Origin of the sequence: Thalassospira lucentensis, from assembly GCF_001613805.1 — a bacterium.
GTDB classification, from domain to species: Bacteria; Pseudomonadota; Alphaproteobacteria; order Rhodospirillales; family Thalassospiraceae; genus Thalassospira; species Thalassospira lucentensis_A.
In genome coordinates this window covers 61,090-87,741 of record NZ_LPVY01000007.1, presented here as the reverse complement: position 1 = coordinate 87,741, position 26,652 = coordinate 61,090, and the positions used below count along the sequence as shown (strand labels likewise).

Here is a 26,652-nt window from a genome sequence, read left to right as displayed (position 1 = left end):
CATCGGGATGGTATTATGACGGATATGCGGGCATTGTTGCGATTTCCCGGTGAAAGACGGATTGCTGTTACCGATTGTCCCGTTCCCGCCCTGTTGCCCGGCACCATCATGGTCCGTACCGAAATATCCGTCATCAGCACAGGCACCGAAAGGCAGCAGGCAGACGAAACAAAAGCATCCCTCATACGCAAGGCATGGCAACGGCCGGATCTGGTGGCATTGACCATTGAAAAGTTTCGCCGCGACGGGGCATTGGCAACGATCAATGCCGTAAAGGGAAGGCTCGGCAGGCCGATGGCGACCGGATATGCCAGTTGCGGGATCGTTGTAGCAGTGGCCCAGGATGTCACTGAATTTGATATCGGGCAACGTGTTGCCTGTGCTGGTTTGGGCCATGCGAGCCATGCCGAATACAATATTGTCCCGCGTAATCTGGCCTGCTCCGTCCCGGATGCCGTTACCAGCGAAAAAGCCACCTTTGCCACCCTTTACGCCATTGCACTGCATGCCGTTCGGCAAGGCGAGCTTGTTATCGGGCATAGGGTTGCGGTGATCGGATGCGGTCTGATCGGCCAGTTGGTGACCCAAACGGCAATTGCGGCTGGCGCAATTGTAACCGCGATAGAACCTGTGCCGGAACGCAGGGATATGGCAATGGCAAGCGGAGCCAGCAACTCATACGCGGAAATCCGAAACGCACCAGCGGATCAGTTTGATGCTGTTTTGATCTGCACCAGCGGCAATGAAACCGGCACCATAATTGAAGCCGCGGCACGACTTTGCCGGGATCGCGGCATCATTGTCTGTGTCGGAGACATCACCCCAAAGGCATCCCGGAACATTCTATATCGCAAGGAAATCACCATACGGCAGGTGCGATCCTATGGTCCGGGCCGATATGACCCAAACTACGAGCAATTAGGACAGGATTACCCGATCGGCCACGCGCGCTGGACCGTGAAACGTAACATGCAAGCGGCCCTTGCCCTTCTTAAAAGCGGCAAACTGGATCCGACCCCGCTTGTTTCGCAGCAGATTGATCTGGAAGATGCCGCCGATTTTCTTGGCTCCCCGTCGATGATGGCAACCGTCATCCGGTATCAGAATGTCGATAACCGCCCCAAAGCATATAAACCGGCAGTGCAGATCAATACCGCCAGTGACAGCACAATCAGAATTGGATTGATCGGTGCCGGGAATTATATGGTCAGTACCTTGCTGCCGCGACTAAGACAACAAGAGGACACCACAATCAAGGCCGTCGTTTCGCAGTCCTGCCTCTCGGCCCTTGCGATCCGGCGTCAATTTCCCGATGCGACCGCATTCGCCGCTGCGGAAGACATTCTTGCAAGTCCGGATATCGACACGGTTTTCATTGCCACCCGCCATGACAGTCATGCCGACCTTGCCTGCAAGGCATTAAATGCAGGGAAACATGTCTGGCTGGAAAAACCGCTTTGCGTCAGCCGGGAACAGCTTGAAGCCCTCGGGAAAGTTGCGAAACAAAATAGCCCGCAAATCTTCATGGTCGGGCATAACAGGCGCTTCACCCCCATGGCGGCAATGCTGAAAAAGCATCTGCCAAAAGGTAAAATACAGTTTCGCTATCAGGTTCGCCCTGCTCCTATCCCCACCGACCACTGGCTTAACCGACAGGGACAGGGCGGACGAACAATCGGCGAAATCAGCCATTTTATCGATCTGATTTCAGCCCTCGCCGAAACTGAACTGATCCGATTGCAATGCGACTGGATTGAACGCGAAGCCGGAGACAGCATTTGGCACCTGACCTTCGCCGATGGATCGCGCGGAGAAGTTTCCTATCTGCGCCCCGCCCGAAAGAACACACCAAAGGAAGTTCTGGAAGTATCTGCACCGGGCTTTGCTGCAGTCATGAATGATTGGCGAAAACTGTTGATAAATGGCACGACAATCCTGCGAAAGCCATTATTGACCAGCCCGGACAAGGGGCATGACGATGCCATTGCCGCCTTCCTCGATACAATTAAGTCAGGAATCCACAATCCCCGCATCCCCGGTATCGACGCAGAAATACATCTGATGGATCAGATCCTTGGTGCCGCGAGTGGTGATAATCAATACGGCCCAGCGTAAAGCACAATAAGCGGCAGGGTGATCACACTGATCAGCGTTGTAATCAGGATCGTGGTCGAGGAACGGTCGATACAGACATTATAGCTGCCGGCAATGATTGCCACATTGGCTCCGGCGGGAAGGGCCGCAATCAGCACCACAATTGTCAGCCACAGCGGCTGCAGATCGAAAACAAAATGCGCAACCAGGAACACCAGAACAGGCTGCACGAACATTTTTGCAACCGTGCACAACATGCTTGCAGACATATTGCCGCGAACCGACTGACCGTAAAGCCCGGCCCCAACCAGCAACAATGCAATCGTCGGGCCCGCGGTCCGGAAACGTTCCAACGTTCCATCAATCATTTCGGGCAATCGAAGATCAATCAGGGACGCCAGCACACCCAGAATAATCGCAACAATAATCGGATTACGCAGCACCCTAGCCACACTGCCAGCGACATTTGGTAACCAATGCCCACCGCTGGAACGCAAACCTTCAACGATCATTACAGTCAATCCCAGCAAAGTCAGCGGATGGATCGACAGGATAATCAGAAGCGGCACAAGCCCCTCTTCACCGTATACAGCCTGAACCAGCGGGATGCCGAGTAACACAATATTTGAGAAAACCCCGCCCATTGCGGTGATTGCCGCCTCGTCCGTTCTGGCCTTCAGCCATGCACGCGCAACCATAAACACCAGAACAAAGTTAAGCAGGGCTCCGGCATAATAACTGCCCCATAAACGTAAGTCGAAATGGGCGCTGATGTCCGATTGCGACAGGGTTTGAAACAGCATTGCCGGAATAAAGGCGCTCATCGCAAGGCGGGCAAGGAACGGGATTCCCTCGCGGCTGATGACGCGAAACCGGGTCAAAAGATAACCGCACAGGATCGTCAAAAAAACAGGTCCTACTTTTCCAACGATCAGATCAAGCATCTTTTCCCCCAGGCGCCCGGTGACAACCCCAAAAGGTCGCGCCAGCAATCAATAGCAGCAGTTCCATGAAAGTACGGGCGAACATCCCGCAAAAAGAAAGGACGGTACCGCGCGGTACCGTCCCGATCTTACAAAGCAATTACGGCAATGACCAGCCTGTAAAACCGGCTGATGCAGCCCTGCCGGATCAACCCTGATCCGTCATCACCCGTTTGACCGCGTTTTTCCATCCCGCCAAAAGATGATTGCGACGACCACCTTCAAGTTCCGGTTTGAATTCCGCGTCCATGTGCCAGTTTTCGGCAATATGGCCGAGATCGCGATAGATACCCGCCTGCAAGCCGGCAAGATACGCCGCACCAAGGGCAGTCGTTTCCGTCACCACCGGTCGCTGAACGGGAATATCCAGAATGTCGGACAGATACTGGCACAGCCAGTCATTGGCAACCATCCCACCGTCAACCCGGACGGCTTTGGGTGACACACCATCTGCCGCCATGGCTTCGAACAGGTCAAACGTCTGATAACAAACGCTTTCAAGTGCCGCACGGACGAATTCACGTGGACCGGTATCGCGGGTCAGCCCGAAAATGGCACCGCGCGCGTCCGGATCCCAATAAGGTGCGCCAAGTCCGGTAAAGGCCGGAACAAGATAAACCCCGTGATTATCATCAAGCGATTTGGCCAAGCCTTCGCTTTCGGCGGCCGACTTGATGATGCCAAGTCCGTCGCGCAGCCACTGTACTGCCGCCCCGGCAACAAAGATCGCGCCTTCGATGGCGTAGCTGGTTTTGCCGTTCAAACGATAACCGACCGTGGTCAGCAAACGGTGCTGTGAGGTCACGGCCTCGTCCCCGGTATTGAGGATCACAAAACAACCGGTGCCATAGGTACTTTTGATATCGCCCGGCTCAAAGCAGCATTGTCCGAATGCGGCAGCCTGCTGGTCGCCTGCCATACCAAGTACCGGAATTTCACGGCCAAACAGCTCCGCATCGACCATACCGAAATCGGCAGCACAGTCCTTGACTTCTGGCAGCATGCGCTTGGGAACGCGAAAGATTTCACACAACCTGTCATCCCAGGCATTGTCGCGAATATTGAAGAGATTGGTGCGCGCCGCATTGGTCGCATCAGTTGCGTGCGATTTGCCGCCGGTCAAACGCCATAACAGGAATGAGTCGACCGTACCAAACGCCAGGTCACCCTGTTCGGCCCGCGCCCTTGCACCAGTAACATGATCAAGTATCCACGCAACCTTGGTTGCCGAGAAATACGGATCGATCAAAAGCCCGCTTCGATTATTCACATCCGTTTCAAGTTCCGGATCGCGCCGTTTCAAATCATGGCAAAGTGCCGCAGTACGGCGATCCTGCCAGACGATGGCATTATAAACAGCCTTCCCAGTTTTACGATCCCAGACCACCGTGGTTTCACGCTGGTTGGTGATGCCAATCGCCGCGACATTGGCAATATCGACCCGTGACAGGGCTTCGCGACAAACGGTTACAACTGTTTCCCAAAGGTCTTCGGGGTCATGTTCGACCCAGCCGCTATTGGGGAAATGCTGCGGGAACTCCTGCTGCGCGACGGCCACAGATCTGCCATTGGCATCGAAAACGATGGCTCGCGAACTGGTGGTTCCCTGATCAATCGCCAGAATGTAGCGTGTATCGGTCATTTCTGTTTCCTCCCAAGCCGACAGTTGGTCTGTCGTACCCTCACAGCCCTTTGCAGCACCTGATTGTCACCGCGCATTCGGCTGGTTCAACTGATTTTGTGTTTCTATTTAGAAAAAAATCACAGCAAAAAACAATTCGTTTTCGAAAATTTTATCAGATTTTTTGCCAGCCCCCTATCCTGTTTGGCAACAGGTTCGCCAAAATGATATAGAAGACAATACCTTACCACACGCCAACCCGGTTTGAGCATTCATCAGGAAAAACGCAGCAATGATCATCGATCTGGTCTATGGCACCCGCCCCAACCTGATCAAGGCTGCGGCCCTTTATCTGGCATGGCAGGAAAAACGTGACGATCTGCCCTTTATCCTGCGCCTGATAGATACCGGCCAACATTGGGATCCGGCCCTTTCCGAAGGCTTGCGTCTTTCGCTTGGTTTGCCTGTCCCTGAAATCCGACTTGGAATCGGGCAACCGGGAAATAGCCGGCACACGCTTGTTCAGAATGCCGATGATGCTTATTGCCGGATGCTCGGCCAATCACCGGCACAAGGGACAATTGTCATTGGCGATGTTAACGGCTCTTTGGGTGTCGCCCGCGCGGCAAAAAGGAACTCCACTTACCTGATCCATCTGGAAGCCGGGTTGCGTGGCGGGTTTGATGCCGTTGCCGAAGAAGCCAACCGGACAGAAATTGACGGCCTTTCCGATATGCACTGGGCTCCGGATAAGGCCGCAGCCGACAACCTGCACAAAGAAGGCATTAAGGCAAAAGGCATCCACAATGTCGGTAATATCGTAATTGATGCGATGATTCGCTTCGGCGGATCAACAACGGCAATCTGGTCTTCATCGGCGCAAACGGGTCCGGTTCTGCTAACGCTGCATCGGGCGGAAAATATCGATAATCTTGTTCGGCTGTCTTCGATAATCGATGCCATTATCGACCTTGCCCACGAAACCCCGATCATCTGGCCACTTCACCCGCGTGCGCAAGGCGCCTTTGCACAAAGCGGCTTTTGGCGTCGCATCCGTGATGCCGGAAACATCAAGATCGTAGCGCCGATGCTCTATCCCGATTTTCTGGCGGCTCTTGTTGCCGCACGCTATGTGATAACGGATTCCGGCGGAATAATTGATGAATGCGCCTGGCTCGGCAAGGCGGGATGCATTTTGCGACCGACCACGGAACGCGCGACTGCAATTGAAGCGTCCGCGCTGGAACTTTGCGAACCGGCAGATCTGGTCCGAACCGCCACCAACCTTACGAACAGAACAGCTCCACCAGTTCCTTTCCGGCCTGCCGGTTGGGACGGCAAGACGGCTAGCCGAATGCTTGATACGCTGGTTGCTCTTAACCGGTAGAGTTTTCCGAGAAATCGCGGCATGGGATTTGCACCCTGCGATCCCATGATTTCTTTTTACCGGCATTATTTTCCCATGGAGGATCGGGATGGCGATATATGACACCCTGATGAGCATCAGCAACATCGCATCCAGTGCGAAAAGCACCTATGCGGCGGCAAAAACCATTGCCTCGAACAGTCAGCCCCTACCCGAAGAGGACAAGGAAAAAAATGCCGACATCGCCTACATCAAGGAACACGGTTTCACGACCTATGTGAAGGAACTTGAAGAGCGCAAGATCGAAGAGATGCGCCGCAAGATCCTGCAATCGATGGGCCTTGATGAGGAAAGCCTAGCAAAGATGGGCGCAACCGAACGTCAGGCCATCGAAAAAACGATTGCTGATGCGATCGAGGAAAAGCTGAATGGTGCGACACTTGCCAACAAGCAGAACAATGGTGAAGAAACACCGTCAGAACGACGTGATCGCATGCAGGCCGAAATTGCCTTCAACCCAAATATGTTCGATGTTTTCACAGCCCTTCAGTCTGAACTTTCGGATGGCTCGGTCCAGTCGATCACAGCCGATGACGAGAAAAAGCAGGATAACGCAGCATAACGTTGCGATTTCATGCAGAAACAAAAGGCGCTGTCGAAGTGACAGCGCCTTTTTCGTTTCGGAAATCCGAAAATGCCTTAATCATCGATGCCTGCCATGCAGACATATTTGACTTCAAGGTAATCCTCGACCCCGTATTTCGAACCTTCGCGGCCGATGCCTGACTGCTTGTAGCCGCCAAACGGGGCAACTTCGGTCGCAATCACACCGGCATTGACGCCGACCAGACCGGTTTCAAGGCCTTCAGCAAGCTTCCAGATACGGCTGATGTCACGCGAATAGAAGTACGATGCCAGGCCGAACTCGGAATCGTTGGCCATTTCAAGCACTTCATCATCGCTGTGGAAGCGGATCAGCGGTGCCATCGGACCGAAAGTTTCCTCGCGGAAGACCAGCATGTCGCGGTTGGCATCTGCAATCACGGTCGGTTCGAAGAAACTGCCGCCCTTTGCGTGGCGCTTGCCACCGGTCAAAACCCGACCGCCCTTGGAAAGCGCATCGGCAATCTGGTTTTCGACTTTCTCGACAGCCTTTTCCGTAATCAGCGGACCAAGAACAACGCCTTCTTCGGTGCCATCGCCCACTTTCATTGCCGATGCCTTGGCAGCATATTTTTCGGCAAATTCGTCATAAACCGCGTCATGAACAAAGATACGGTTGGCACAAACACAGGTCTGGCCGCTATTGCGATATTTCGAGGCAATCGCCCCTTCGACCGCAGCATCGACATCTGCGTCCTCGCAAACGATGAACGGCGCATTACCACCAAGCTCAAGACTGATTTTCTTGACAGTGTCGGCGCACTGACGCATCAGCAAACGGCCAACAGCGGTCGAACCGGTAAAGGTCAGTTTGCGTACAATCGGGTTCTCGGTCATTTCGGCACCGATGGTTTTGGCGTCCCCGGTCACAATCGACAAAAGCCCCTTGGGCAAACCGGCGCGTTCGGCAAGGATCGCCATCGCAAGGGCAGAATACGGGGTTTCCATCGCTGGTTTGACAACCATCGCACAGCCAACGGCCAATGCCGGTGCGGCCTTGCGGGTGATCATCGCGGTCGGGAAGTTCCAGGGTGTGATCGCGGCACAAACCCCAACCGGTTCTTTCAAAACGACAACACGGCGCCCCGGTGCGAAGGTCGGAATGACGTCACCATAGATGCGCTTGCCTTCTTCGGCGAACCATTGCAGGAAGGACGAGGCATAGGCAATTTCACCGCGCGATTCTGCAAGCGGCTTACCCTGTTCGGCCGTCATCAGGCGCGCCAGATCTTCCTGATTTTCCATCATCAGGCCGTACCATTTCATCAGAATGGCCGACCGTTCCTTGGCCGTGCGTTTCTTCCACTGCTTTTGCGCCTTTTCGGCAACTTCAATCGCGTGGGCAACTGCATCACGACCCAGAACCGGCACCGTGCCAAGCACTTCGCCCGTCGCAGGATTGGTAACCTGTTCAGTTTTGCCGTCTGGGGCGTCAACCCATTCACCGCCGATATAAGCCTGCTGAGTGAACAAGGACGGGTCTTTTAGAGAAACCATGGGAATGCCTCCGGAATTTTGCTTTGGGATCGAAGCATGAAAGTCATGACCATCATCTAGTTCGATCCGTGGTGGTTGCCACATCTTCGCAAGGAAAAAGCCCATTTGGCAATCGCAAACACCTTGCGTGCAATGCTTTGCAACAAGATTGCGTCTGGTTTCTGATATGGCGCGTTTTTCGCAGAACCAGCCGATAAACGGTTGTTTTCCCCATCCACCCCACTCGGCTAAGGCAAGTTTCGCATGATTTAAGGCCGCAATCTTATGCCTTGGGGGAACAGATGGCTGCATTCATTTTTTTCGGTTTCAAACGATTCTGGTCAATTTCCCGGAGCAAATCGGTTCGAGATGATCATTCCGCCGGAAACAAAATAAATCTGTCAGCCACAAAGAACCCATATATTACAACCCATTATAACCCTGCATTCTTATTTCATTATCGAAAATTAAAATTCTTCATAATTTTCGCTTGCAATTATTTTGGGCGGTTCGTAACGTTTTTGAAAGAACAGAATGACAGTTGAGAACATCTGTCACAAATCAGAGCAATCAGGGAGGAAGCGGTTGCTCAATTCAGAAACATACGACATTGCCATCATTGGCGGTGGCATCAATGGCGCAGGCATTGCGCGTGATGCGTCCGGCCGTGGCCTCAAGGTCTTTCTTTGCGAAAAGAACGACCTTGCAAGTGCGACTTCATCGGCCAGCACAAAGCTGATACATGGCGGGTTGCGTTATCTTGAGCATTACGAATTCCGCCTTGTGCGTGAGGCCCTAATCGAGCGCGAAGTGCTTTTGAACGCCGCCCCGCACATTATCTGGCCTCTTCGTTTCGTTCTGCCCCATGTCAAAGGATTGCGTCCGGCCTGGATGATCCGGCTGGGCCTGTTCCTGTATGATCACCTTGGCGGCCGCGAAAAACTTCCCGGTTCCGAAGGTATCCGCCTGAAGCAGCATGTCGCCGGTGCGCCGCTGATTGCCGGCATGGAAAAGGCATTCGTCTATTCCGATTGTTGGGTGCAGGATGCTCGCCTTGTCGTCCTTAACGCGATGGATGCACGTAATCGCGGTGCAGACATCCGGGTCGGAACCGAATGTGTTGCCGCCAGACGCGAGGGCGATCTGTGGTCTGTCACCGTTCGGGACAATGCCGGCGAACACACAGTCAAAGCTAGGTCGCTGGTCAATGCCGCCGGTCCTTGGTGTGCGGAAATCCTTGAAAAACGTGTCGAAGCCAAAAAGAAGCAGGGCATTCGCATGGTTCAGGGCAGCCACATCGTGGTGCCCAAGCTGTTTGACCATGATTACTGCTATATTTTCCAGAATCCGGATGGCCGTATCGTTTTTGCCATCCCCTACGAACAGGATTTCACCCTGATTGGCACCACGGACCGCGATTATAAAGGCGATCCGTCAAAGGTTGCGATCAGCGCAGATGAAATCAGCTATCTGTGCGAACTGGCCAATACCTATTTCGCGCATAAAATCTCGCCAACCGATGTCGTCTGGTCCTATTCCGGCGTTCGTCCGCTTTATGGCGATGGATCCGAAGACGCATCCCAAGTCACGCGCGACTATGTTCTTGAAATTGATAATGGCGACAAGGGTGCGCCGCTTCTGAACATTTATGGCGGCAAAATCACCACCTATCGCAAGCTAGCTGAATCAGCAATGAGCAAACTTTCCCCCTATCTCGGGATTGCAGATGATCGCTGGACCGATAGCGTCGCCCTTCCAGGCGGCGACATGCCAAATGGCGATTTCGAAAGCTATCTTGCTGCAATGCAAAAGAAATTTCCGTGGATTCCGGCGGCTCAACTCTACCGCTACGTGCGAAACTACGGCACACTGACCCACACCATCATTGGCGATGCATCCGACCTTTCCGGGCTGGGTACGCATCTTGGCGATGATATTTACGAATGCGAACTGCGCTATCTGGCGGATCAGGAATGGGCACGTACTGCCGATGACGTATTGTGGCGCCGATCCAAACTCGGCCTGCATCTGTCAAAGGATGCCCAGACCGCCATTGCGCAATGGTTTGCAACTGAAACCAAATCGAATAACGCCGTGAAAACGGGCGAAGGAACAAATGTGAAATGACCCTTACGCTTGAAAACATAACCAAGACCGTGGGAGGGGAAACCCACATCGACGACGTGTCGATGTCGCTTGAGCCGGGATCATTTAACGTCCTTCTCGGGCGGACCCTGGCGGGCAAGACGACGCTGATGCGCATTATGGCCGGTCTTGAACCACCAACCAGCGGGCGCATTCTGGTCAATGGCAACGATGTCACCGGCATGCCCGTTCAGAAACGCAACGTTGCGATGGTCTATCAGCAGTTCATCAATTATCCGTCGATGAGCGTCTATGACAATATTGCGTCCCCCTTGAAATTGCAGGGTGTCGACGCGGCTGAAATCGAACGTCGCGTAAAATCCACCGCCGAACTGATGCATATCGAACATCTGCTTGATCGTCTGCCGCAGGAACTTTCGGGCGGTCAGCAACAGCGCACTGCGATGGCGCGCGCCATGGTCAAGGATTGCACCCTGCTTCTGCTTGACGAGCCGCTGGTCAACCTTGACTACAAACTGCGCGAAGAACTGCGTGAGGAAATTCCGAACCTTCTGGCGGAACGCGATACCATCGTCGTTTACGCCACCACCGAACCGATGGAAGCCCTTTTGCTCGGCGGTAAATGTGCGGTGATGCATGAAGGCCGCGTCACTCAGTTTGGTCCGACCACGCAGGTTTATCACAATCCGGCCTTTGTCGAGACCGGCCTGATCTTTTCCGATCCGCCGATTAATCTGGTCAAGGCCGAGGTCCGTGATAGTGCTCTCTATCTGGCAAGCGGCCATCAGGTCCCGCTGAGCGGCCATCTTTCAGCCCTTAGCGATGGACAATACACCATCGGGGTTCGCGCCAATCACCTGTCGGTCGATCAGACCAGTGCCGAATGCGTTGCGATGCAGGGCCAGGTTGAACTGGCTGAAATCACCGGCTCGGAAACCTTTGTCCATGTTCATTTCAACGACGTTTCCTGGGTGATTCAGGAAGAAGGTGTGCACAACCCGCGGCTTGGCGAGGCGGCCACCTTCTATGTCGACCCCAAACGTCTGTTTGCCTATGACGCCAATGATCGCCTTGTGGCGGCACCGCCTGTTGAAATTCAAAACGGCAAGGCCGCCTGAGGTTGGAGAACTAAAATGGCACGTATCGATCTTAAAAGCCTTGCGCATTCATACTTCCCCGAACCGAAAGGGGACGAGGATTACGCCCTTCGCCGCATGGAACATGTCTGGGAAGATGGCGGGGCTTATGCCCTTCTTGGCCCGTCGGGCTGCGGCAAGACGACTTTGCTTAACATCATTTCCGGCCTTCTGACCCCGTCCGAGGGACAGGTCCTGTTTGATGGCAAGGACGTCACCAAACTGGCCCCCGAAGAACGCAATATCGCGCAGGTTTTCCAATTCCCGGTCATTTACGACACCATGACCGTTTACGAAAACCTTGCCTTTCCGCTGCGTAACCGCGGTGTTGATCCCAAACGGGTTGATGAACGGGTGCGAGAAATTGCCGGAATGCTCGACCTGACCGGCAAGCTGAAACAAAAAGCGCGTGGTCTGGGTGCGGATGAAAAGCAGACGATCTCGCTTGGCCGCGGATTGGTCCGCGACGATGTTTCGGCAATCCTGTTTGACGAACCGCTAACCGTGATCGACCCGCATCTGAAATGGGTCCTGCGCCGCAAGCTCAAGGAAATTCACAACAAACTGCGCCCGACCATGGTCTATGTGACCCATGATCAGGTCGAAGCCCTGACATTTGCCGATAAGGTCGTTGTCATGTATGGCGGCAAGGTCGTGCAGCTTGGTACCCCGCAGGAACTGTTTGAAAATCCGGCCCATACCTTTGTCGGCTACTTCATCGGAAGCCCGGGCATGAATATCATGCCGTGTAATATCGATGCCGGTGCGGCCTGGATTGATGGCAAACGCATCGCACTTTCGGATCGCCACATGGAAGCCGTTTCCAAGGCATCCGGGCAGATTGAACTTGGCATCCGTCCCGAATTCCTGCGCATCGAAACCGACAGCGGTTCCGAAGGCGATAACGGGATCGAGGTTAATATCGTCAAGGTCGAAGACCTCGGCCAATACAAGATCGCAACCACCCGGTTCGGCTCGTCCGAAATGAAGGTCAAGGTCAGCGAAGATCAGCAGATCACCGGCCAAAGCGGCATCCTCCGGTTCGCACCGGAATGGACCAAGCTTTACGCCGACAGCCAGTTGGTCGCATGAGGGGGATGGGGAAATGAACAAGATTACCAACAATAAGGCATGGTTCCTCGTCCTGCCGGTCTTCTTTATCGTCGCAATCAGCGCAATCATTCCGCTGATGACGGTTGTGAACTATTCGGTGCAGGATATTTTCGATCCGCAAACCCGTTTCTTTGTCGGGGCGGACTGGTTCCGTCAGGTCCTTGAAGACAGCCGCCTGCATGATGCCCTGATCCGTCAGATCATCTATACCGGCAGCGTGCTGTTCATTGAAATTCCTCTGGGAATCGGCATAGCTTTAACGCTGCCACGCAAAGGCTGGGGCGTTTCGGCCTGCATGGTTCTTCTGGCTTTGCCGTTGCTTATTCCATGGAACGTGGTCGGCACCATCTGGCAGATTTTTGGTCGTGCCGATATCGGTCTTGGCGGTTATGCACTCAACATGATCGGCATGGACTATAATTACAGCCAGAACCCGATGGATGCCTGGGTGACCGTTCTTGTCATGGATGTGTGGCACTGGACTAGCCTGATTGTCCTTCTGTGCTATGCCGGTCTTCGTTCGATCCCGGATGCCTATTATCAGGCTGCCAAGATCGATGGTGCCTCGAACTGGGCCGTGTTCCGGTTTATCCAGCTTCCGAAAATGCAGTCGGTCCTCGTGATCGGTGTTCTGCTGCGCTTTATGGACAGCTTCATGATCTATACCGAGCCTTTCGTGCTTACGGGCGGCGGGCCAGGTACGGCTACCACATTCCTCAGCCAGTTTTTGGTCACGATTGCTGTGGGTCAGTTCGACCTTGGTCCGGCTGCGGCATTCTCGCTGATCTACTTCCTGATCATTCTATTGGTTTGCTGGGTTTTCTATACCGTCGTGATGAACGCCGGAAAGCGGGAGGAACAATAAAATGCGGTTCCAGAAACGTCATATCGCACTTCTTCTTTATATCGTGTTCCTGTTGCTGCCGATCTATTGGCTGTTCAACATGTCGATCAAGACCAATTCAGAAATCCTGGGCGCAATGACCCTGTTCCCGGAAAATCCGACGCTGGCGAACTATGCGACCATCCTGACCGATCCGGCATGGTATTCAGGCTATATCAACTCGATGATATATGTCGGGATCAACGTTGTGATCTCGCTTCTGGTTGCCCTACCCGCGGCATATGCTTTTTCCCGATATAACTTCACCGGTGACAAGCATCTGTTCTTCTGGCTGCTGACCAACCGCATGGCACCGCCTGCCGTGTTCCTGCTGCCGTTTTTCCAGCTTTATTCAAGTGTCGGCCTGTTTGACACCCATATAGCTGTGGCGCTTGCACACTGCCTGTTCAACGTGCCGCTGGCCGTCTGGATTCTCGAAGGTTTCATGTCGGGCATTCCAAAAGAAATCGATGAAACCGCCTATATCGACGGTTATTCCTTCCCGCGCTTTTTCACCACGATATTCATTCCGCTGATCCGTTCGGGCATCGGTGTGACTGCCTTCTTCTGCTTCATGTTCAGCTGGGTTGAACTGTTGCTGGCCCGCACCCTGACGTCGGTCGATGCCAAACCGATCGTAGCCACCATGACCCGTACCGTATCGGCGTCGGGGCTTGATTGGGGTGTTCTGGCGGCTGCGGGTGTTCTGACAATCGTGCCTGGCGCGTTGGTGATCTGGTTCGTTCGCAACTACATCGCCAAGGGCTTCGCGATGGGTCGCGTGTAATCGGAAAACAGGAAGGAATAAAACAATGACTTGGATGGCCTGGACCCCGATTACCGCCGTGTTCTTTTCCTGCATCATCCTGATGCTGATCGGAATGGGAATATGGCAGGCAGTCTCGCCGACTGTTCCACGCCGGGGCTTTTTACCCCTGACGACAACCCGCGGGGATCGCCTTTTCATCGGTTTGCTTGGTGCGGCCTATATCCATCTTGGCTTTATGGCATTTAGCGATGCCGCCATCTGGATCGCATCAATTGTTGCCCTTTTCTGGCTCATCATTGTGATGCGCTGGGGCTGAATAATCCGGAACGGTACCGTGTCCTGCAACGGTGCCGTTCCTGCCGTCATTCACCACGACGGGTACTGTCTTCCCCCATCGCTGGTGAACCGGATTTTTCCGGAAGTGCAATGGAAGACAACCAGGGAGGAACGACATGATCGTCAAAGCCAAAGGCTCCTCTGCCATTATTAAAGGCAGTGCAGTTGCGGTCGCACTCGGTCTTGCAGTCTTTGCCAATCCGGCAGCAGCAGACCAGTACACCGACGCGGCAAAAAAATGGATCGATAGCGAATTCCAGCCGTCGAGCCTTGATAAAGATGCCCAGATGGCCGAACTCGAATGGTTCATCAAGGCAGCCGAGCCGTTCCGCGGCATGGAAATCAACGTGGTGTCCGAAACCATCACCACGCACGAATATGAATCAAAGGTTCTGGCCAAAGCCTTCTCGGAAATCACCGGGATCAAGCTGACCCATGACCTGATCGGTGAAGGCGACGTGATCGAAAAACTGCAGACCCAAATGCAGTCCGGTCGTAATATTTATGACGCCTACATCAATGACTCCGACCTGATCGGCACGCATTCGCGTTACGATGCGGTCGTTCCGCTGACCGACTTCATGGCAGGCGAAGGCAAGGACGTTACCTCGCCGACACTCGACCTTGAAGACTTCATCGGCCTGTCCTTCACCACCGGTCCGGATGGCAAACTTTATCAGCTTCCCGACCAGCAGTTCGCGAACCTTTACTGGTTCCGTTATGACTGGTTCCAGCGTGAAGACCTGCAGAAGCAGTTCAAGGACAAATACGGCTATGACCTGGGTGTTCCGGTCAACTGGTCGGCCTACGAAGACATCGCCGAATTCTTCACCAATGACGTGAAAGAAATCGACGGTAAAAAAGTCTATGGTCACATGGACTACGGCAAAAAAGACCCGTCCCTGGGTTGGCGCTTCACTGACGCGTGGCTTTCGATGGCTGGCGCTGGTGACAAGGGCATCCCGAACGGTCTTCCGGTTGATGAATGGGGTATTCGCGTTGAAGGCTGCGCACCTGCAGGCTCCAGCGTGACCCGTGGTGGTGCGGCAAACGGCCCGGCGGCTGTTTACGCTCTGACCAAATACATCGACTGGCTCAAAGCCTATGCCCCGCCAGAAGCGGCCGGCATGACCTTTGGCGAAGCCGGGCCGGTTCCGGCACAGGGCCAGATCGCCCAGCAGATCTTCTGGTACACCGCCTTCACCGCCGACATGGCGAAAAAAGGCACCCCGGTTGTGAACGAAGATGGCACGCCGAAATGGCGTATGGCACCTTCGCCGCACGGCCCGTACTGGGAAGAAGGCATGAAGCTCGGCTATCAGGACGTGGGTTCCTGGACTCTCATGAAGTCCACCCCGCCGGAACGCCGTCAGGCAGCATGGCTGTACGCACAGTTCGTGACCTCGAAAACAACCTCGCTGAAAAAGACCCTGACCGGTCTGACCCCGATCCGTCAGTCTGACCTGGATACCCAGGCCATGAGTGACATCGCGCCGAACTGGGGCGGTCTGGTTGAATTCTATCGTTCCCCGGCCCGCGTCCAGTGGTCGCCGACCGGTACCAACGTTCCGGATTACCCGAAACTGGCTCAGCTCTGGTGGCAGAACGTTGCCGAAGCTGTAACCGGCGAACGGACCCCGCAGGAAGCCATGGATAACCTTGCAACGGCGATGGACCGCGTTCTGGAACGTCTTGAACGTGCAGGCATCGGTGGCGAATGCGCACCGAAACTGAACGAGGAACAGGATGCACAGTACTGGTTCGACCAGCCCGGTGCTCCGAAGCCGAAACTTGATAACGAAAAACCGCAGGGCGAGACCGTCAAATACGACGATCTGATCGCGGAATGGAGTGCGGCCCAGAAATAATCCTGGCCACACAACTGGGGGTGCCGGGGATGATCTATCATCCCCGGCCGTCCCGCCGATTTTTCCGACAACTTATTTGTTCATAGCGATTTCAAAGCACGATCCAGCTTTATGGATCGATAAAAACCCGGGACATCCGGCAAACCGGATGCAAGACCCCGTAAGGGGAATGTCTGGCTCATGGCGGGCAAGACAGGGAGGAAACAGTGAATACCGCGATTAAAAAACGTCGCGCTGGCCTTGGCATTCAAGGTCGGCTCATGGCTTCTTTTGCCCTGATTCTGGTACTGGCCGGTATTTCATCGGTGGTTTCCTGGATCTCGTTTGGCAACAGTCGGGCACTTGTCGCCGACATCACCACCGACAGCCTGCCTTCAATCATCCGGCAGATGGAACTTGCCATGGATGGTGTTGGACTGGCGGCTCAGGCACCGGTTCTGGCCACATCCCGCAATGCCGATGAACTGGCTGAAACCGAGGCACGCCTTGATGCCCTGATCAGTGATGCCCGCACCCGCCTTGACGAAATTGCCGTAACCAATCCGGAACCCCTGATGCTGCCCGTCGCTGCGGCGGATGCCGAAACTGACGCAAATGCAGGTAACACCGAAATACCAAATCAGAATCCTGATCAAGCGCAGGAGCAGATCGGGGAGCCGACACAAACCGTTACCGTCGATGCGATTGAAACCCTGACCGCGCAGCTTGACGATATTGTTGCCCGCCGTAATACGCTTCATGAATTGACCATGCAGCGGCTTGAACTTGAAAGGCAGCGTGGTGATCTGACTCTTGATATGGTCTTTGCCTATAGCGACCTTTCGGAATTCATCAATCCGCTGGTCGAGGTTGTCGATATCGATGTATCGCGCGGCATATCGCGTATTGCCGGGGGCAATAGCGATGCAGCGGGCGAACTTGAAGAAACCATCAAATTTTCCCAGCTAATTTCGGAAATCCGCGCCAATGTGAACCTTGCATTCGGCATGCTGACCGCAGCCATCGCCGTGCCAGAAGGCGATGCCATGGACGAAGTCCGCAATCAGTGGAGCTGGGCGGAACTTCGAATTTCGGACGCACTGGAAAAACTGCCCGATAACAATGATGGCACCCAGATCAAAAAACTGGCCGAGGCATTGATGGTTTATGGTGCTGGCAAAGACAGCGTTTTTGATCTGCGTGAAACCGAATGGGATAATCAGTACAAAACCGAGCAAACCCTTGACGCCACCCTGACCAGCGCCGAAGCGCTGAGCGCATCCATCGAACAACTGGTCGATGCCAAACGTCTTGAGGTCGATAACAGTGCAGCGAATGCCCTGTCGCAGGTGGTTCGCGATCAGCAGGTGATTGCCCTGATCGGTATTGCGGTACTGGTGATTTCTCTGTTGATCCTTATTTTCTATGTCCGGGGTAACCTGATCAAACGCCTGCTCCGCGTAATTGACGGCATGCGCCGAGTAGCGAATGGCGATCTTTCGACCGAGGTTCGCGATACCGGTCGCGATGAAATCGGTCGCATGGCCGAAATTCTCGGACAGTTCCGAGAAACAAGCCTTGCCGCCCAGCGGGCCGAGGAAAATGTCGCCCGCGAACGCGAAATCGCCGAAACCGAACGTCGCCGCGCCATGCTGGAACTGGCCGACGCGTTCGAGGCATCGGTGATGCAGGTCGCAAAGGATGTGTCACGCGAAGCCGAAAACATCCAGACAACATCCAATCAGGTGCGTGAACAGGCAGAAATCGCATCCAGCAATGCCACCGGCGTTGCCGGTGCGTCCGAGGAAATATCGATCAATATGGCGTCCGTTTCCGACGCGGCGCAATCGCTGTCCGAACGCGTGCGTGATACCGGCCTTCGTGCCCAGCAGTCGGTGAATGCCGCGACCAACGCAGTCGATGCTGCCCGTCAAACCAGCGACACCATGCACGAACTTGAAACCGGTGCCCAAGAAATCGGTGAAATCCTTAACCTTATCCAGGATATCGCCGCCCAAACCAACCTTTTGGCCCTGAATGCAACAATCGAGGCCGCCCGTGCAGGCGACGCGGGCAAAGGCTTTGCAGTCGTCGCACAAGAGGTCAAAAACCTTGCCAATCAGACCGGCACGGCAACCGACCGGATTGCCCAGCGCATCACCGGTATCCAGACAACAACCGGTGTCGCGGTACAGGCCATCGCCACCATCCGCGACAGCATCACCGGCATTCACGAAACGGTCGGCGAAATGTCGGCGGCCGTCGACGAACAGCAGGAATTTGTCGCCGAAATCGCCAGCAACGTCGAACAATCCGCCACCGCCGCCAGCGAAATGAATGAAACGATTGCACAGGTCAGCACCGCCGCAGGCGACAATCTGCAGGCCGTCGATGGCCTGAGTCAGGCAACAGATCGCCTGCGTCATCAATCGGACGATCTCGGAAAACGCGTGCGCGACTTCCTTGACTCCATCCGGTCCGAGCAAACGGCAGCAACACGACAGCAAGGCAATGAAACCATCGATGAAGCCTCCCTCCCGTGAGCGCACCTATCCGGGCCCCGATAAGAACGCCCTTCCCCCGAACGTCACGGTCGGGTCCCGGAATTTTTTCGTCCGGTTTCATTAGCCAACAAAAAACGATACACAGGAAACAGCATGAAAAATTCGATCGCGCATATCCTGAAATTCTCGGCCGTCACGACAGGCGTCACACTGTGCCTGATGGCGACAGCAACTGCCGCTTCCCCGCTTGATGAAGGGGTGAATTCCTATCGTCACGGCAATTTCGAATCCTCGGCCAAAACCTTTGCCCCACTTGCCGAACAAGGCAATGCCACCGCGCAATATCTGCTGTCCTGCCAGATGATCAACGGCATCGGTGTGCCAACCGATCAGTCAGCGGGCTGGGCCATGATGGAAGCGGCCGCCAGCAGTGCCCAACCGGATGCCAGCATGGTTCTTGCCCGCCGGTTGGAGGCAACGAATGGTGACAAGGAAAGCATCAAGTCGCTTTACATGACCGCCGCCGAACAAAAACAGACACAAGCCATGCTGTGGCTTGCCCTTGATGCGATTGACCAAGGCGACAAGGCGCATGCAAAAGAACTTTTGACGGATGCCTGGAACGAAGGAGACCCGAGGGCGGCAACCCTGCTTGCCACCCGCTTTGCCGAAAATGACGAAGACCGCATCAGCTATCTTTCCGCCGCGGCTGAAAAAGGCGAACTTCGTGCTGCCGCCTATCTTGCCGAAATTTCGCGCGAAAAGGATGACCGCGTCGGGGCTGTCGGCTGGTGTGCAATCGCATCCGGCCTGCCCGGCCATGCAGCCAATGTCGATTGGAAAGAAATCGGCATGGCGGTCGAGCGGACCTGCGCGAAATATGACGAGGACCTTAAACCTGCTGCACGCGCGCAAAACCGGGCCAATGTCGACCAGTTCCTGTCTGACTTCTTTGCCGATTACAAAGCATGGAAGCCTTGGCGCCCCTGTGCCGTTCGCTGATTATCGATCAGACAGATTGATGAGGCCTGCCAGAACGGCATCCATCGCATTCAGATCGGTTGGTGTATTGATATTGGTAAAGGGCGTACTTTGCCCCGGTTCAACCGGGAAATCGACGACAACAGCATTGGCAATGTGCAAGGCTCCCCCAACACGGCGGTCATCTGCCACCAATTGACGCATAATGATCCCATCCGTATCTCGATGCCAAACGGCCGACAGATAATGGTACCGCCCGGCATGACCGGCAAAGGCTGCTTTTTTCCCCGCATCTGTCGCAGCCTTGATCAATTGCAGGACCATATCATCGGGCACAATCGGGCAGTCGACCGGGAACGAGACCAGCCAGTCGATATCATCGGGCAATGCCAACAATCCCCCCAGAATACCGCCCAACGGCCCGTGCCCCGGTTCGGGTTTGTCCGGAATGACCGGCAGATTGAATGCTCCAAACAACGATGCGTCTTGGTTACTTGAGATCATCAGATGGTTGCATTGCCGGGCGGCTGCGGTGATCGCATGCGCAATCAATGGCTTGCCTGCCAGTTCACGAAACGGCTTGTTTCCGCCCATGCGTCGCCCCTCTCCCCCGGCAAGGATCAATCCGGCGACTTTCGGGTGATTGGATATGCTGTTTGCTTTGGCTGGCATCGGCGGGATTACGTCCGTTTATTCTGATCAGAGTGGCATGGCAGCATTGCCCACGGGGCATTTGCAGTGGGGGTATTTTGCCCCTATATCGGGGTCAAAGACAATGACAGCTTGGCTGTCACGCGATCGGACGACCGAATACGCCTGATGATGACGACCGGGGACGGCCCCTTTGAACCAGGAGGCCGTTATGGCTTGGATTGCATTGCTTTTGGCCGGAATTCTCGAAGTTTGTTGGGCTGCTGGCCTTAAATACTCCGATGGTTTTACCAGACCCGTTCCGACAATTTTCACCCTGATTACCATGGCCGGAAGCTTTTGGCTTCTGACCTTTGCCATGCGCAGCATTCCGCTTGGCACCGCTTACGCGATATGGACCGGGATCGGTGCGGTTGGCGCGGTGATATTTGGCATAATCGTCCTCGGCGAAGCCCTTAGCTTTGCAAGGATCATGTCCATCGGCCTGATCCTTGCAGGAATTATCGGGCTAAAGCTTTTCCAACCTGCCTGAATAAAAACGGGCGGCCCTCAAGCCGCCCGCTATCAAAATGCCCTTAGGAGCGGATTAAATCACACGCCCGCTGGAATTCCGCTGCGTTCCACCTTGCGCGGAGACGTGAGTTCTTTCCATTTCGACAGCGCCTTGTTGACCGCAGGATACGGTTCACGCGGGATGAACTCCCCATCACCGCATTTGCCAACGACAACGCCCTCCTCGGCGGCAATCCGGCCACGGCTGATGGTGTAGCGCGGTAGACCGGTGACTTCATGTCCTTCGAACACGTTGTAATCGATGGCAGACTGCTGATGTTTGGCAGTGATGGTTTTCGATGTCTTCGGATCCCATACAACAAGGTCCGCATCAGCGCCCACAAGGATTGCGCCCTTGCGCGGATAGACATTCAGGATTTTGGCAATATTGGTTGAAGTCACGGCAACAAATTCATTCATCGTCAGACGTCCGGTATTCACGCCATAGGTCCACAGCAACGGCATGCGGTCTTCAAGACCACCAGTCCCGTTTGGGATTTTGGTAAAATCACCAACGCCCATACGTTTCTGCTTTGTTGTGAAGGCACAATGGTCGGTTGCAACAACCTGCAGGCTACCGGATGCCAGACCGTTCCACAGACCATCCTGATGCAGTTTGCTGCGGAAAGGCGGGGACATGACACGGCGGGCCGCGTGATCCCAGTCCGCGTTCGCATATTCACTTTCATCCAGAATCAGATGCTGGATCAGCGGTTCGCCAAACACGCGTTTACCATTGGCTCGCGCGCGGCGAATGGCTTCGTGTGCCGGTTCACAGGACACATGCACGATATAAAGCGGCACATTCGCCATATCGGCAATCATGATCGCACGGTTGCACGCCTCGCCCTCGACATCGACAGGCCGGGAATAGGCGTGTGCCTCGGGCCCGTTATTGCCCGCATCAAGCAAACGTTGCTGAAGGGTCGCAACCACATCGCCGTTTTCGGCATGCACCAATGGCATCGCGCCAAGTTCCGAACAGCGCGAGAAAGATGCGAACATTTCGTCATCATCAACCATCAACGCGCCCTTATAGGCCATGAAATGCTTGAAAGTGTTGATACCCTTTTCCTCGACAACGATTTTCATCTCGTCAAAGACCTGCTCGCCCCACCAGGTGATTGCCATGTGGAACGAATAATCGCAAACCGCCTTGGTCGATTTGTTATCCCACGCCTGAAGCGCTTCAAGCAGCGACTGATTGGGTGCCGGCAGGCAGAAATCGACAACCATCGTCGTACCGCCGACAACCGCTGCCTTGGTACCGCTTTCAAAATCGTCTTCGGAATAAGTGCCCATAAAGGGCATTTCAAGATGAGTGTGCGGGTCAATCCCGCCGGGCATGACATAGCAGCCGTCGGCATCAACAACCTTGTCCCCGGTCAGGTTCTGACCGATCGCGGCGATCTTGCCATCTTCAATCAGGATATCGGATTTGTATGTCAGATCGGCGGTAACGATTGTTCCGCCACGAATAACCATGGACATGGGTGGCTCCTTGTCTGTCAGTCTGTCGTAAGGCCCGGAAAGTTGCGGGAAAGGCCCGGCATCCCTGCCCGTTTTCAGTTTCGTCAGATGGTTTGCCCCCCGGCAGGATTGTTACACCTGCCGGGGGATCGGATCGTTACATTGACGCCTTGTCGGTAACGGCGTGGGTCCATGCGCCTTCCGGCTCTTTGGTGATAACCGGATCGGAACCGCCCGACAGAAGGCTATCCACGGTGCGCTGATAGGCCGCCTCGTCAAGTTTACCATCGTCATCGAGCAGCTTGGCGATTTCCTGCATCATGCGGATCTGGTGTTTTTCGGTCTGGGCACCGGTTGCATCGTTATCCAGAACGATCATCGCCGCGTCTTCCGGGTTTTCCTTCGCCCACTGCCAGCCCTTCATGCTCGCAGCAACAAAGCGCCCCATCTTGTCGACGAAAGCCTCGTCCTTCAGATTGTCTTCAAGAACATAAAGGCCATCTTCAAGCGTCGCCACACCCTGATCTTCGTATTTGAAGACCTTAAGCTGATCTTCAGTGATACCGGCATCGATAACCTGCCAGTATTCGTTATAGGTCATGGTCGAAATGCAATCGGCCTGCTTTTGCAGCAGCGGATCAACGTTGAAGCCCTGCTTAAGAACCGTAACGCCTTTTTCGCCGCCATCGGTCGGAATGCCAAGCTTCGACATCCAGCTTAAGAAAGGATATTCGTTGCCAAAGAACCAGACGCCAAGCGTACGACCCGGGAAATCATCCGGGCTTTCAACACCGGTCTCCTTAAGGCAGGTGAGCATCATGCCTGACTTGGCAAAGGGCTGCGCAATGTTGACTAATGCAACACCCTTTTCACGCGACGCCAGTGCGGATGGCATCCAGTCGACGATCACGTCCGCACCACCACCGGCAATAACCTGCGGCGGGGCAATATCCGGACCGCCCGGATTGATCGTGACGTCAAGATCGGCTTCTTCGTAAAAGCCCTTGTCGAGCGCCACATAGTAACCGGCGAACTGTGCCTGGGTTACCCATTTAAGCTGCAGGGTGACTTCGTCCGCCGCCATCGCCGAGAGCGATGTCAAACCGACACTTAACCCTAACGCAGTCGCAAATACTTTCTTCATTCGTCGATGTCTCCTCAGGTTATTGTCAAGTCCTCCCGACGGGCCGTCTTTTGATGCCTTTAATGGCGACGTACCCGAAATGACGGATGCCATGACGTCGCCTTTCTTTCGACGTAGGCCACAGCTCCGTAAAAGGCGGTCCCCGCCAGGGCCGCCAATGCAATTTCCGCCCAGACCATATCGACATTCATCCGCCCGACTTCGGTCGAGATACGGAAACCCATGCCAACGATCGGGGTACCGAAAAATTCGGCAACGATGGCGCCAATCAGTGCCAGCGTGGAATTGATTTTAAGTGCGTTAAAGACAAACGGCATCGCTGCTGGCAACCGCAACCGGAACAGGGTTGACCAGTAACCCGACGCATAAGTTGCCATCAGGTCCTTCTCAAGCGCACCTGCCGCATTCAATCCAGTCACGGTATTCACCAGCATCGGGAAGAAGGTCATGATCACAATCACCGCCGCCTTCGACTGCCAGTCAAACCCGAACCACATCACCATGATCGGCGCCACACCGATGATCGGTAACGCCGACACCATATTGCCCAGCGGTAAAAGCCCCCGTTTCAGGAACGGCACCCGGTCGACTGCAATCGCAACGATAAAGGCACTGCCGCAGCCAATCACATAGCCGCTGATCACGGCCTTGATGAAGGTCTGATGGAAATCGGCAGCCAGAATGTCGGTCGAACTGATGAAACGAAGCCCGATGGCACTTGGCGCAGGCAATAAAACCTGCGGCACGCCAAAGCCAGCCACGATCACTTCCCAAAGGAACAGCAACCAGACGCCAAACGCGATCGGCACCAGAATATTGGCTGATTGCTGTTTCGCCATTTCAAGGCTGCGATAACGCGCAACCACATCAATCCCCCGCCAGACAAACGCCCAAAGCGACAGGATGAACAGCCAGAACCCGGTTCCTGCATGTCCGGCAGCCCCTTGACCATAAAGCGCCCCAATCGCCTGCCAGCAGCCAAATACCGCCACCGCCAGGATGATTGCCGCATACTGAATGCGACCAACACCAAGCCAGGTAAAGGCAGCACCAGTGATCACACACAGCGCCATTGCAACGGCAATTCCGGGAATGTCGCTGACAAAGGCGATCTGTTTGCCGCTGTCGGGATCAATCCCGGTTAACGGAAAGATCAAAGCCAAAAGGGCAGCAATCGCAGCAACCAGACAGAATTTATCGAGTTTGATATTGGTCATCCGCGTACTCCCATTCTGGCAAGTACACGGCGTTCACACCATCCAACCATCACCACCATGATCGCGGCAACAAAGGCCGCGGTCAGCAATGCCGACCAGATCTGTATGGTTTGGCCGTAATACGACCCGGCCAGAAGACGCGCGCCCAACCCAGCCTGCGCCCCCGTAGGCAATTCACCGACAATTGCCCCCACCAGACTGATCGCAATCGCAACCTTCAGACTCGCAAACAGATAAGGCATCGCCGATGGCAGGCGAAGCGACCAGAAAGTCTGCCATTTCGATGCGTTATAGGTGCGCATCAGATCAAGCTGGATCACCTGCGGCGAACGCAGGCCCTTGACCATGCTGATCGTCACCGGGAAGAAACACAGATAGGTCGAAATGATTGCCTTTGGCACCAGTCCCTTAAGTCCAATCGCGCCGAGCACAACGACGATCATCGGGGCAATGGCAAGAATCGGAATGGTCTGGGATGAAATCACCCACGGCATCAGGCTTTTTTCAAGTGTCACCACATGAACGATCCCGACCGCCAGCAAAATGCCAAGTGCTGTACCGATCACAAACCCCAGCAGGGTCGATGAAAGCGTCACCCATGTGTGGTAAACCAGCGACCGTTTGGACGTGATCGAAGTCGCAAAAATGGTTTTATACATTTCCTGCGCGACCTGATGGGGGGCAGGAAGGATCGGCCGTTCCTGTGCCATCGTATCTTCGATCAAGCGCGTCGTTGTCCAGGTTTCGCCGGCGCGGTTATAGCGATCAATCTGGGTCGGCGCGTTCATGAACACCGCCCCGACATACCAGATGACAAACAGCGCAATCAGAACCACCGTCACCGGGCCAGCCTGCCCGGACATCAAACGCGACCAAAGCGACGCACCACCCATCGCACCATTCATCGTTGCGGCATTACTCGTCATAGCTATGCCCTGCCCGCAGCCCTTCACGCACACGATGGGCTACTTCCAAGAATTCTGGTGTTTCGCGGATATCAAGACCGCGATCCTTCGGAAAATCGGTTTTGATCACATCAATGATCCGGCCCGGCCTTGGCGACATCACAACGATCTTGGTCGACAGGTAAACTGCCTCGGGGATCGAATGGGTGACAAAGGCAACCGTCTTGTTGGTCCGGGCCCATAGTTTCAGAAGCTGTTCATTCAAATGATCGCGGACAATTTCATCTAACGCCCCGAACGGCTCATCCATCAGAAGCAGATCGGCATCAAAGCTTAGCGCGCGCGCAATCGATGCACGTTGCTGCATCCCGCCCGAGAGCTGCCACGGGAATTTCTTTTCAAACCCGTTCAGTTCGACAAGTTTTAGTGCCTCGTGCCCCCGTTTGATCCGTTCTTCGCGGGGGATTTCCATAATTTCCAGCGGCAGGGTCACATTGCGTTCAATCGAACGCCATGGCAGCAATGCCGGGGCCTGAAACACATAGCCATAGGCACGGTTTTCACGCGCTTCCTGCGGCGAAACACCGTTAATCGAAATATCACCACCCGTGGCTTTCTCCAGATCGGCAATCACGCGTAAGAGCGTGGTTTTGCCACAGCCCGACGGGCCGATAAAGGAAACGAAATCACCACGTTCAATCGTCAGATCAACGTCGGACAGGGCATAGACCGGCCCGTCAGCGGTTTGAAAGGTCAACGACAGTTTTTGAATATCAACAACTGCGTCGGCGGATGCGGGCATTTGCGCCACATTATTGACGACTGCTTTTAACGT

The 26,652-nt window shown here is 54.7% G+C and carries 22 protein-coding genes; 13 read left to right on the top strand and 9 right to left on the bottom strand.

Annotated elements, in window-relative coordinates:
• The first annotated feature begins 15 nt into the window (after positions 1 to 15).
• Complete coding sequence (locus AUP42_RS08520) at positions 16 to 2,115, top strand: bi-domain-containing oxidoreductase (protein ID WP_062950881.1); 2,100 nt, start codon at positions 16 to 18, stop codon at positions 2,113 to 2,115.
• On the opposite strand, the gene AUP42_RS08515 is transcribed toward AUP42_RS08520, so the two are convergent.
• Together AUP42_RS08515 and glpK are read right to left on the bottom strand one after the other, a co-directional pair.
• A complete protein-coding gene (locus tag AUP42_RS08515; protein ID WP_062950917.1) occupies positions 2,097 to 3,038 on the bottom strand; it encodes an AEC family transporter in 942 nt (313 codons plus the stop codon). The genes AUP42_RS08520 and AUP42_RS08515 overlap by 19 nt on opposite strands.
• A 187-nt stretch (positions 3,039 to 3,225) precedes the next feature.
• A complete protein-coding gene (gene glpK / locus AUP42_RS08510; protein WP_062950879.1) occupies positions 3,226 to 4,719 on the bottom strand; it encodes a glycerol kinase GlpK in 1,494 nt (497 codons plus the stop codon).
• A gap of 271 nt (positions 4,720 to 4,990) precedes the next feature.
• Here glpK and AUP42_RS08505 point away from each other — a divergent pair, with 271 nt between their 5' ends.
• Together AUP42_RS08505 and AUP42_RS08500 are read left to right on the top strand one after the other, a co-directional pair.
• Positions 4,991 to 6,085: a UDP-N-acetyl glucosamine 2-epimerase gene (locus AUP42_RS08505; RefSeq protein WP_062950877.1), complete on the top strand. Its 1,095-nt coding sequence runs from the start codon at positions 4,991 to 4,993 to the stop codon at positions 6,083 to 6,085.
• An 88-nt stretch (positions 6,086 to 6,173) separates the two neighbouring features.
• Positions 6,174 to 6,686: a hypothetical protein gene (locus AUP42_RS08500; RefSeq protein WP_062950875.1), complete on the top strand. Its 513-nt coding sequence runs from the start codon at positions 6,174 to 6,176 to the stop codon at positions 6,684 to 6,686.
• A 77-nt stretch (positions 6,687 to 6,763) separates the two neighbouring features.
• On the opposite strand, the gene AUP42_RS08495 is transcribed toward AUP42_RS08500, so the two are convergent.
• Positions 6,764 to 8,224, bottom strand: a complete 1,461-nt coding sequence (locus tag AUP42_RS08495; protein WP_062950873.1) for an NAD-dependent succinate-semialdehyde dehydrogenase — start codon at positions 8,222 to 8,224, stop codon at positions 6,764 to 6,766.
• 564 nt (positions 8,225 to 8,788) lie between these two features.
• Here AUP42_RS08495 and glpD point away from each other — a divergent pair.
• The 9 genes from glpD (at position 8,789) to AUP42_RS08450 (ending at position 19,899) form a co-directional block, all read left to right on the top strand.
• Entirely contained in the window at positions 8,789 to 10,330 is a 1,542-nt protein-coding gene (gene glpD, locus AUP42_RS08490) for a glycerol-3-phosphate dehydrogenase (protein WP_062950871.1), read from the top strand.
• Positions 10,327 to 11,427 carry an ABC transporter ATP-binding protein gene (locus AUP42_RS08485; protein ID WP_062950869.1) on the top strand — a complete coding sequence of 367 codons (1,101 nt, stop codon included), beginning with the start codon at positions 10,327 to 10,329 and terminating at the stop codon, positions 11,425 to 11,427. Before glpD ends, AUP42_RS08485 begins: the two co-directional genes overlap by 4 nt.
• Positions 11,428 to 11,442: 15 nt before the next feature.
• Positions 11,443 to 12,537: an ABC transporter ATP-binding protein gene (locus AUP42_RS08480; RefSeq protein ID WP_062950867.1), complete on the top strand. Its 1,095-nt coding sequence runs from the start codon at positions 11,443 to 11,445 to the stop codon at positions 12,535 to 12,537.
• Between the two features lie 13 nt (positions 12,538 to 12,550).
• On the top strand, positions 12,551 to 13,423 hold the full coding sequence (locus AUP42_RS08475) for a carbohydrate ABC transporter permease (protein ID WP_062950865.1): 873 nt from the start codon (positions 12,551 to 12,553) through the stop codon (positions 13,421 to 13,423).
• Between the two features lies 1 nt (position 13,424).
• Positions 13,425 to 14,228, top strand: a complete 804-nt coding sequence (locus AUP42_RS08470; RefSeq protein ID WP_062950863.1) for a carbohydrate ABC transporter permease — start codon at positions 13,425 to 13,427, stop codon at positions 14,226 to 14,228.
• A 25-nt stretch (positions 14,229 to 14,253) separates the two neighbouring features.
• Complete coding sequence (locus AUP42_RS08465; RefSeq protein WP_062950857.1) at positions 14,254 to 14,526, top strand: DUF2160 domain-containing protein; 273 nt, start codon at positions 14,254 to 14,256, stop codon at positions 14,524 to 14,526.
• Between the two features lie 136 nt (positions 14,527 to 14,662).
• On the top strand, positions 14,663 to 16,414 hold the full coding sequence (locus tag AUP42_RS08460) for an ABC transporter substrate-binding protein (RefSeq protein WP_097053690.1): 1,752 nt from the start codon (positions 14,663 to 14,665) through the stop codon (positions 16,412 to 16,414).
• Positions 16,415 to 16,674: 260 nt separating this feature from the next.
• Complete coding sequence (locus AUP42_RS08455; RefSeq protein WP_156484581.1) at positions 16,675 to 18,936, top strand: methyl-accepting chemotaxis protein; 2,262 nt, start codon at positions 16,675 to 16,677, stop codon at positions 18,934 to 18,936.
• A gap of 114 nt (positions 18,937 to 19,050) precedes the next feature.
• Complete coding sequence (locus AUP42_RS08450) at positions 19,051 to 19,899, top strand: sel1 repeat family protein (RefSeq protein ID WP_062950853.1); 849 nt, start codon at positions 19,051 to 19,053, stop codon at positions 19,897 to 19,899.
• Here the strand turns inward: AUP42_RS08450 and mobA are convergent, their stop codons facing one another.
• Positions 19,900 to 20,550 (bottom strand): molybdenum cofactor guanylyltransferase MobA, encoded by a 651-nt coding sequence (gene mobA / locus AUP42_RS08445; protein WP_062950851.1) that lies wholly within the window; start codon positions 20,548 to 20,550, stop codon positions 19,900 to 19,902.
• Between the two features lie 190 nt (positions 20,551 to 20,740).
• On the opposite strand from mobA, the gene sugE reads away from it, so the two are divergent.
• Entirely contained in the window at positions 20,741 to 21,061 is a 321-nt protein-coding gene (gene sugE / locus AUP42_RS08440; protein WP_062950849.1) for a quaternary ammonium compound efflux SMR transporter SugE, read from the top strand.
• Between the two features lie 59 nt (positions 21,062 to 21,120).
• Here the strand turns inward: sugE and hydA are convergent, their stop codons facing one another.
• The 5 genes from hydA to AUP42_RS08415 all read right to left on the bottom strand — a co-directional run bounded on the left by hydA (position 21,121) and on the right by AUP42_RS08415 (position 26,619).
• Positions 21,121 to 22,572: a dihydropyrimidinase gene (hydA, locus tag AUP42_RS08435; RefSeq protein ID WP_062950847.1), complete on the bottom strand. Its 1,452-nt coding sequence runs from the start codon at positions 22,570 to 22,572 to the stop codon at positions 21,121 to 21,123.
• A 136-nt stretch (positions 22,573 to 22,708) separates the two neighbouring features.
• Positions 22,709 to 23,695: an ABC transporter substrate-binding protein gene (locus AUP42_RS08430; protein ID WP_062950845.1), complete on the bottom strand. Its 987-nt coding sequence runs from the start codon at positions 23,693 to 23,695 to the stop codon at positions 22,709 to 22,711.
• A gap of 59 nt (positions 23,696 to 23,754) precedes the next feature.
• Entirely contained in the window at positions 23,755 to 24,912 is a 1,158-nt protein-coding gene (locus AUP42_RS08425; protein ID WP_062950843.1) for an ABC transporter permease, read from the bottom strand.
• A complete protein-coding gene (locus tag AUP42_RS08420) occupies positions 24,909 to 25,838 on the bottom strand; it encodes an ABC transporter permease (protein ID WP_062950841.1) in 930 nt (309 codons plus the stop codon). Before AUP42_RS08420 ends, AUP42_RS08425 begins: the two co-directional genes overlap by 4 nt.
• Positions 25,828 to 26,619 (bottom strand): ABC transporter ATP-binding protein, encoded by a 792-nt coding sequence (locus tag AUP42_RS08415; RefSeq protein ID WP_062950904.1) that lies wholly within the window; start codon positions 26,617 to 26,619, stop codon positions 25,828 to 25,830. The genes AUP42_RS08420 and AUP42_RS08415 overlap by 11 nt, the downstream gene beginning before the upstream one ends.
• Between the last annotated feature and the right edge of the window lie 33 nt (positions 26,620 to 26,652).

What these genes read in the sequence shown, in the direction of transcription:
- AUP42_RS08520 (WP_062950881.1), top strand. Translation starts at nt 16, where the DNA reads ATGACGGATATGCGGGCATTGTTGCGATTTCCCGGTGAAAGACGGATT.
- AUP42_RS08515 (WP_062950917.1), bottom strand. Translation starts at nt 3,038, where the DNA reads ATGCTTGATCTGATCGTTGGAAAAGTAGGACCTGTTTTTTTGACGATC.
- glpK (WP_062950879.1), bottom strand. Translation starts at nt 4,719, where the DNA reads ATGACCGATACACGCTACATTCTGGCGATTGATCAGGGAACCACCAGT.
- AUP42_RS08505 (WP_062950877.1), top strand. Translation starts at nt 4,991, where the DNA reads ATGATCATCGATCTGGTCTATGGCACCCGCCCCAACCTGATCAAGGCT.
- AUP42_RS08500 (WP_062950875.1), top strand. Translation starts at nt 6,174, where the DNA reads ATGGCGATATATGACACCCTGATGAGCATCAGCAACATCGCATCCAGT.
- AUP42_RS08495 (WP_062950873.1), bottom strand. Translation starts at nt 8,224, where the DNA reads ATGGTTTCTCTAAAAGACCCGTCCTTGTTCACTCAGCAGGCTTATATC.
- AUP42_RS08485 (WP_062950869.1), top strand. Translation starts at nt 10,327, where the DNA reads ATGACCCTTACGCTTGAAAACATAACCAAGACCGTGGGAGGGGAAACC.
- AUP42_RS08480 (WP_062950867.1), top strand. Translation starts at nt 11,443, where the DNA reads ATGGCACGTATCGATCTTAAAAGCCTTGCGCATTCATACTTCCCCGAA.
- AUP42_RS08475 (WP_062950865.1), top strand. Translation starts at nt 12,551, where the DNA reads ATGAACAAGATTACCAACAATAAGGCATGGTTCCTCGTCCTGCCGGTC.
- AUP42_RS08470 (WP_062950863.1), top strand. Translation starts at nt 13,425, where the DNA reads ATGCGGTTCCAGAAACGTCATATCGCACTTCTTCTTTATATCGTGTTC.
- AUP42_RS08465 (WP_062950857.1), top strand. Translation starts at nt 14,254, where the DNA reads ATGACTTGGATGGCCTGGACCCCGATTACCGCCGTGTTCTTTTCCTGC.
- AUP42_RS08460 (WP_097053690.1), top strand. Translation starts at nt 14,663, where the DNA reads ATGATCGTCAAAGCCAAAGGCTCCTCTGCCATTATTAAAGGCAGTGCA.
- AUP42_RS08455 (WP_156484581.1), top strand. Translation starts at nt 16,675, where the DNA reads ATGGCTTCTTTTGCCCTGATTCTGGTACTGGCCGGTATTTCATCGGTG.
- AUP42_RS08450 (WP_062950853.1), top strand. Translation starts at nt 19,051, where the DNA reads ATGAAAAATTCGATCGCGCATATCCTGAAATTCTCGGCCGTCACGACA.
- mobA (WP_062950851.1), bottom strand. Translation starts at nt 20,550, where the DNA reads ATGCCAGCCAAAGCAAACAGCATATCCAATCACCCGAAAGTCGCCGGA.
- sugE (WP_062950849.1), top strand. Translation starts at nt 20,741, where the DNA reads ATGGCTTGGATTGCATTGCTTTTGGCCGGAATTCTCGAAGTTTGTTGG.
- hydA (WP_062950847.1), bottom strand. Translation starts at nt 22,572, where the DNA reads ATGTCCATGGTTATTCGTGGCGGAACAATCGTTACCGCCGATCTGACA.
- AUP42_RS08430 (WP_062950845.1), bottom strand. Translation starts at nt 23,695, where the DNA reads ATGAAGAAAGTATTTGCGACTGCGTTAGGGTTAAGTGTCGGTTTGACA.
- AUP42_RS08425 (WP_062950843.1), bottom strand. Translation starts at nt 24,912, where the DNA reads ATGACCAATATCAAACTCGATAAATTCTGTCTGGTTGCTGCGATTGCT.
- AUP42_RS08420 (WP_062950841.1), bottom strand. Translation starts at nt 25,838, where the DNA reads ATGACGAGTAATGCCGCAACGATGAATGGTGCGATGGGTGGTGCGTCG.
- AUP42_RS08415 (WP_062950904.1), bottom strand. Translation starts at nt 26,619, where the DNA reads ATGCCCGCATCCGCCGACGCAGTTGTTGATATTCAAAAACTGTCGTTG.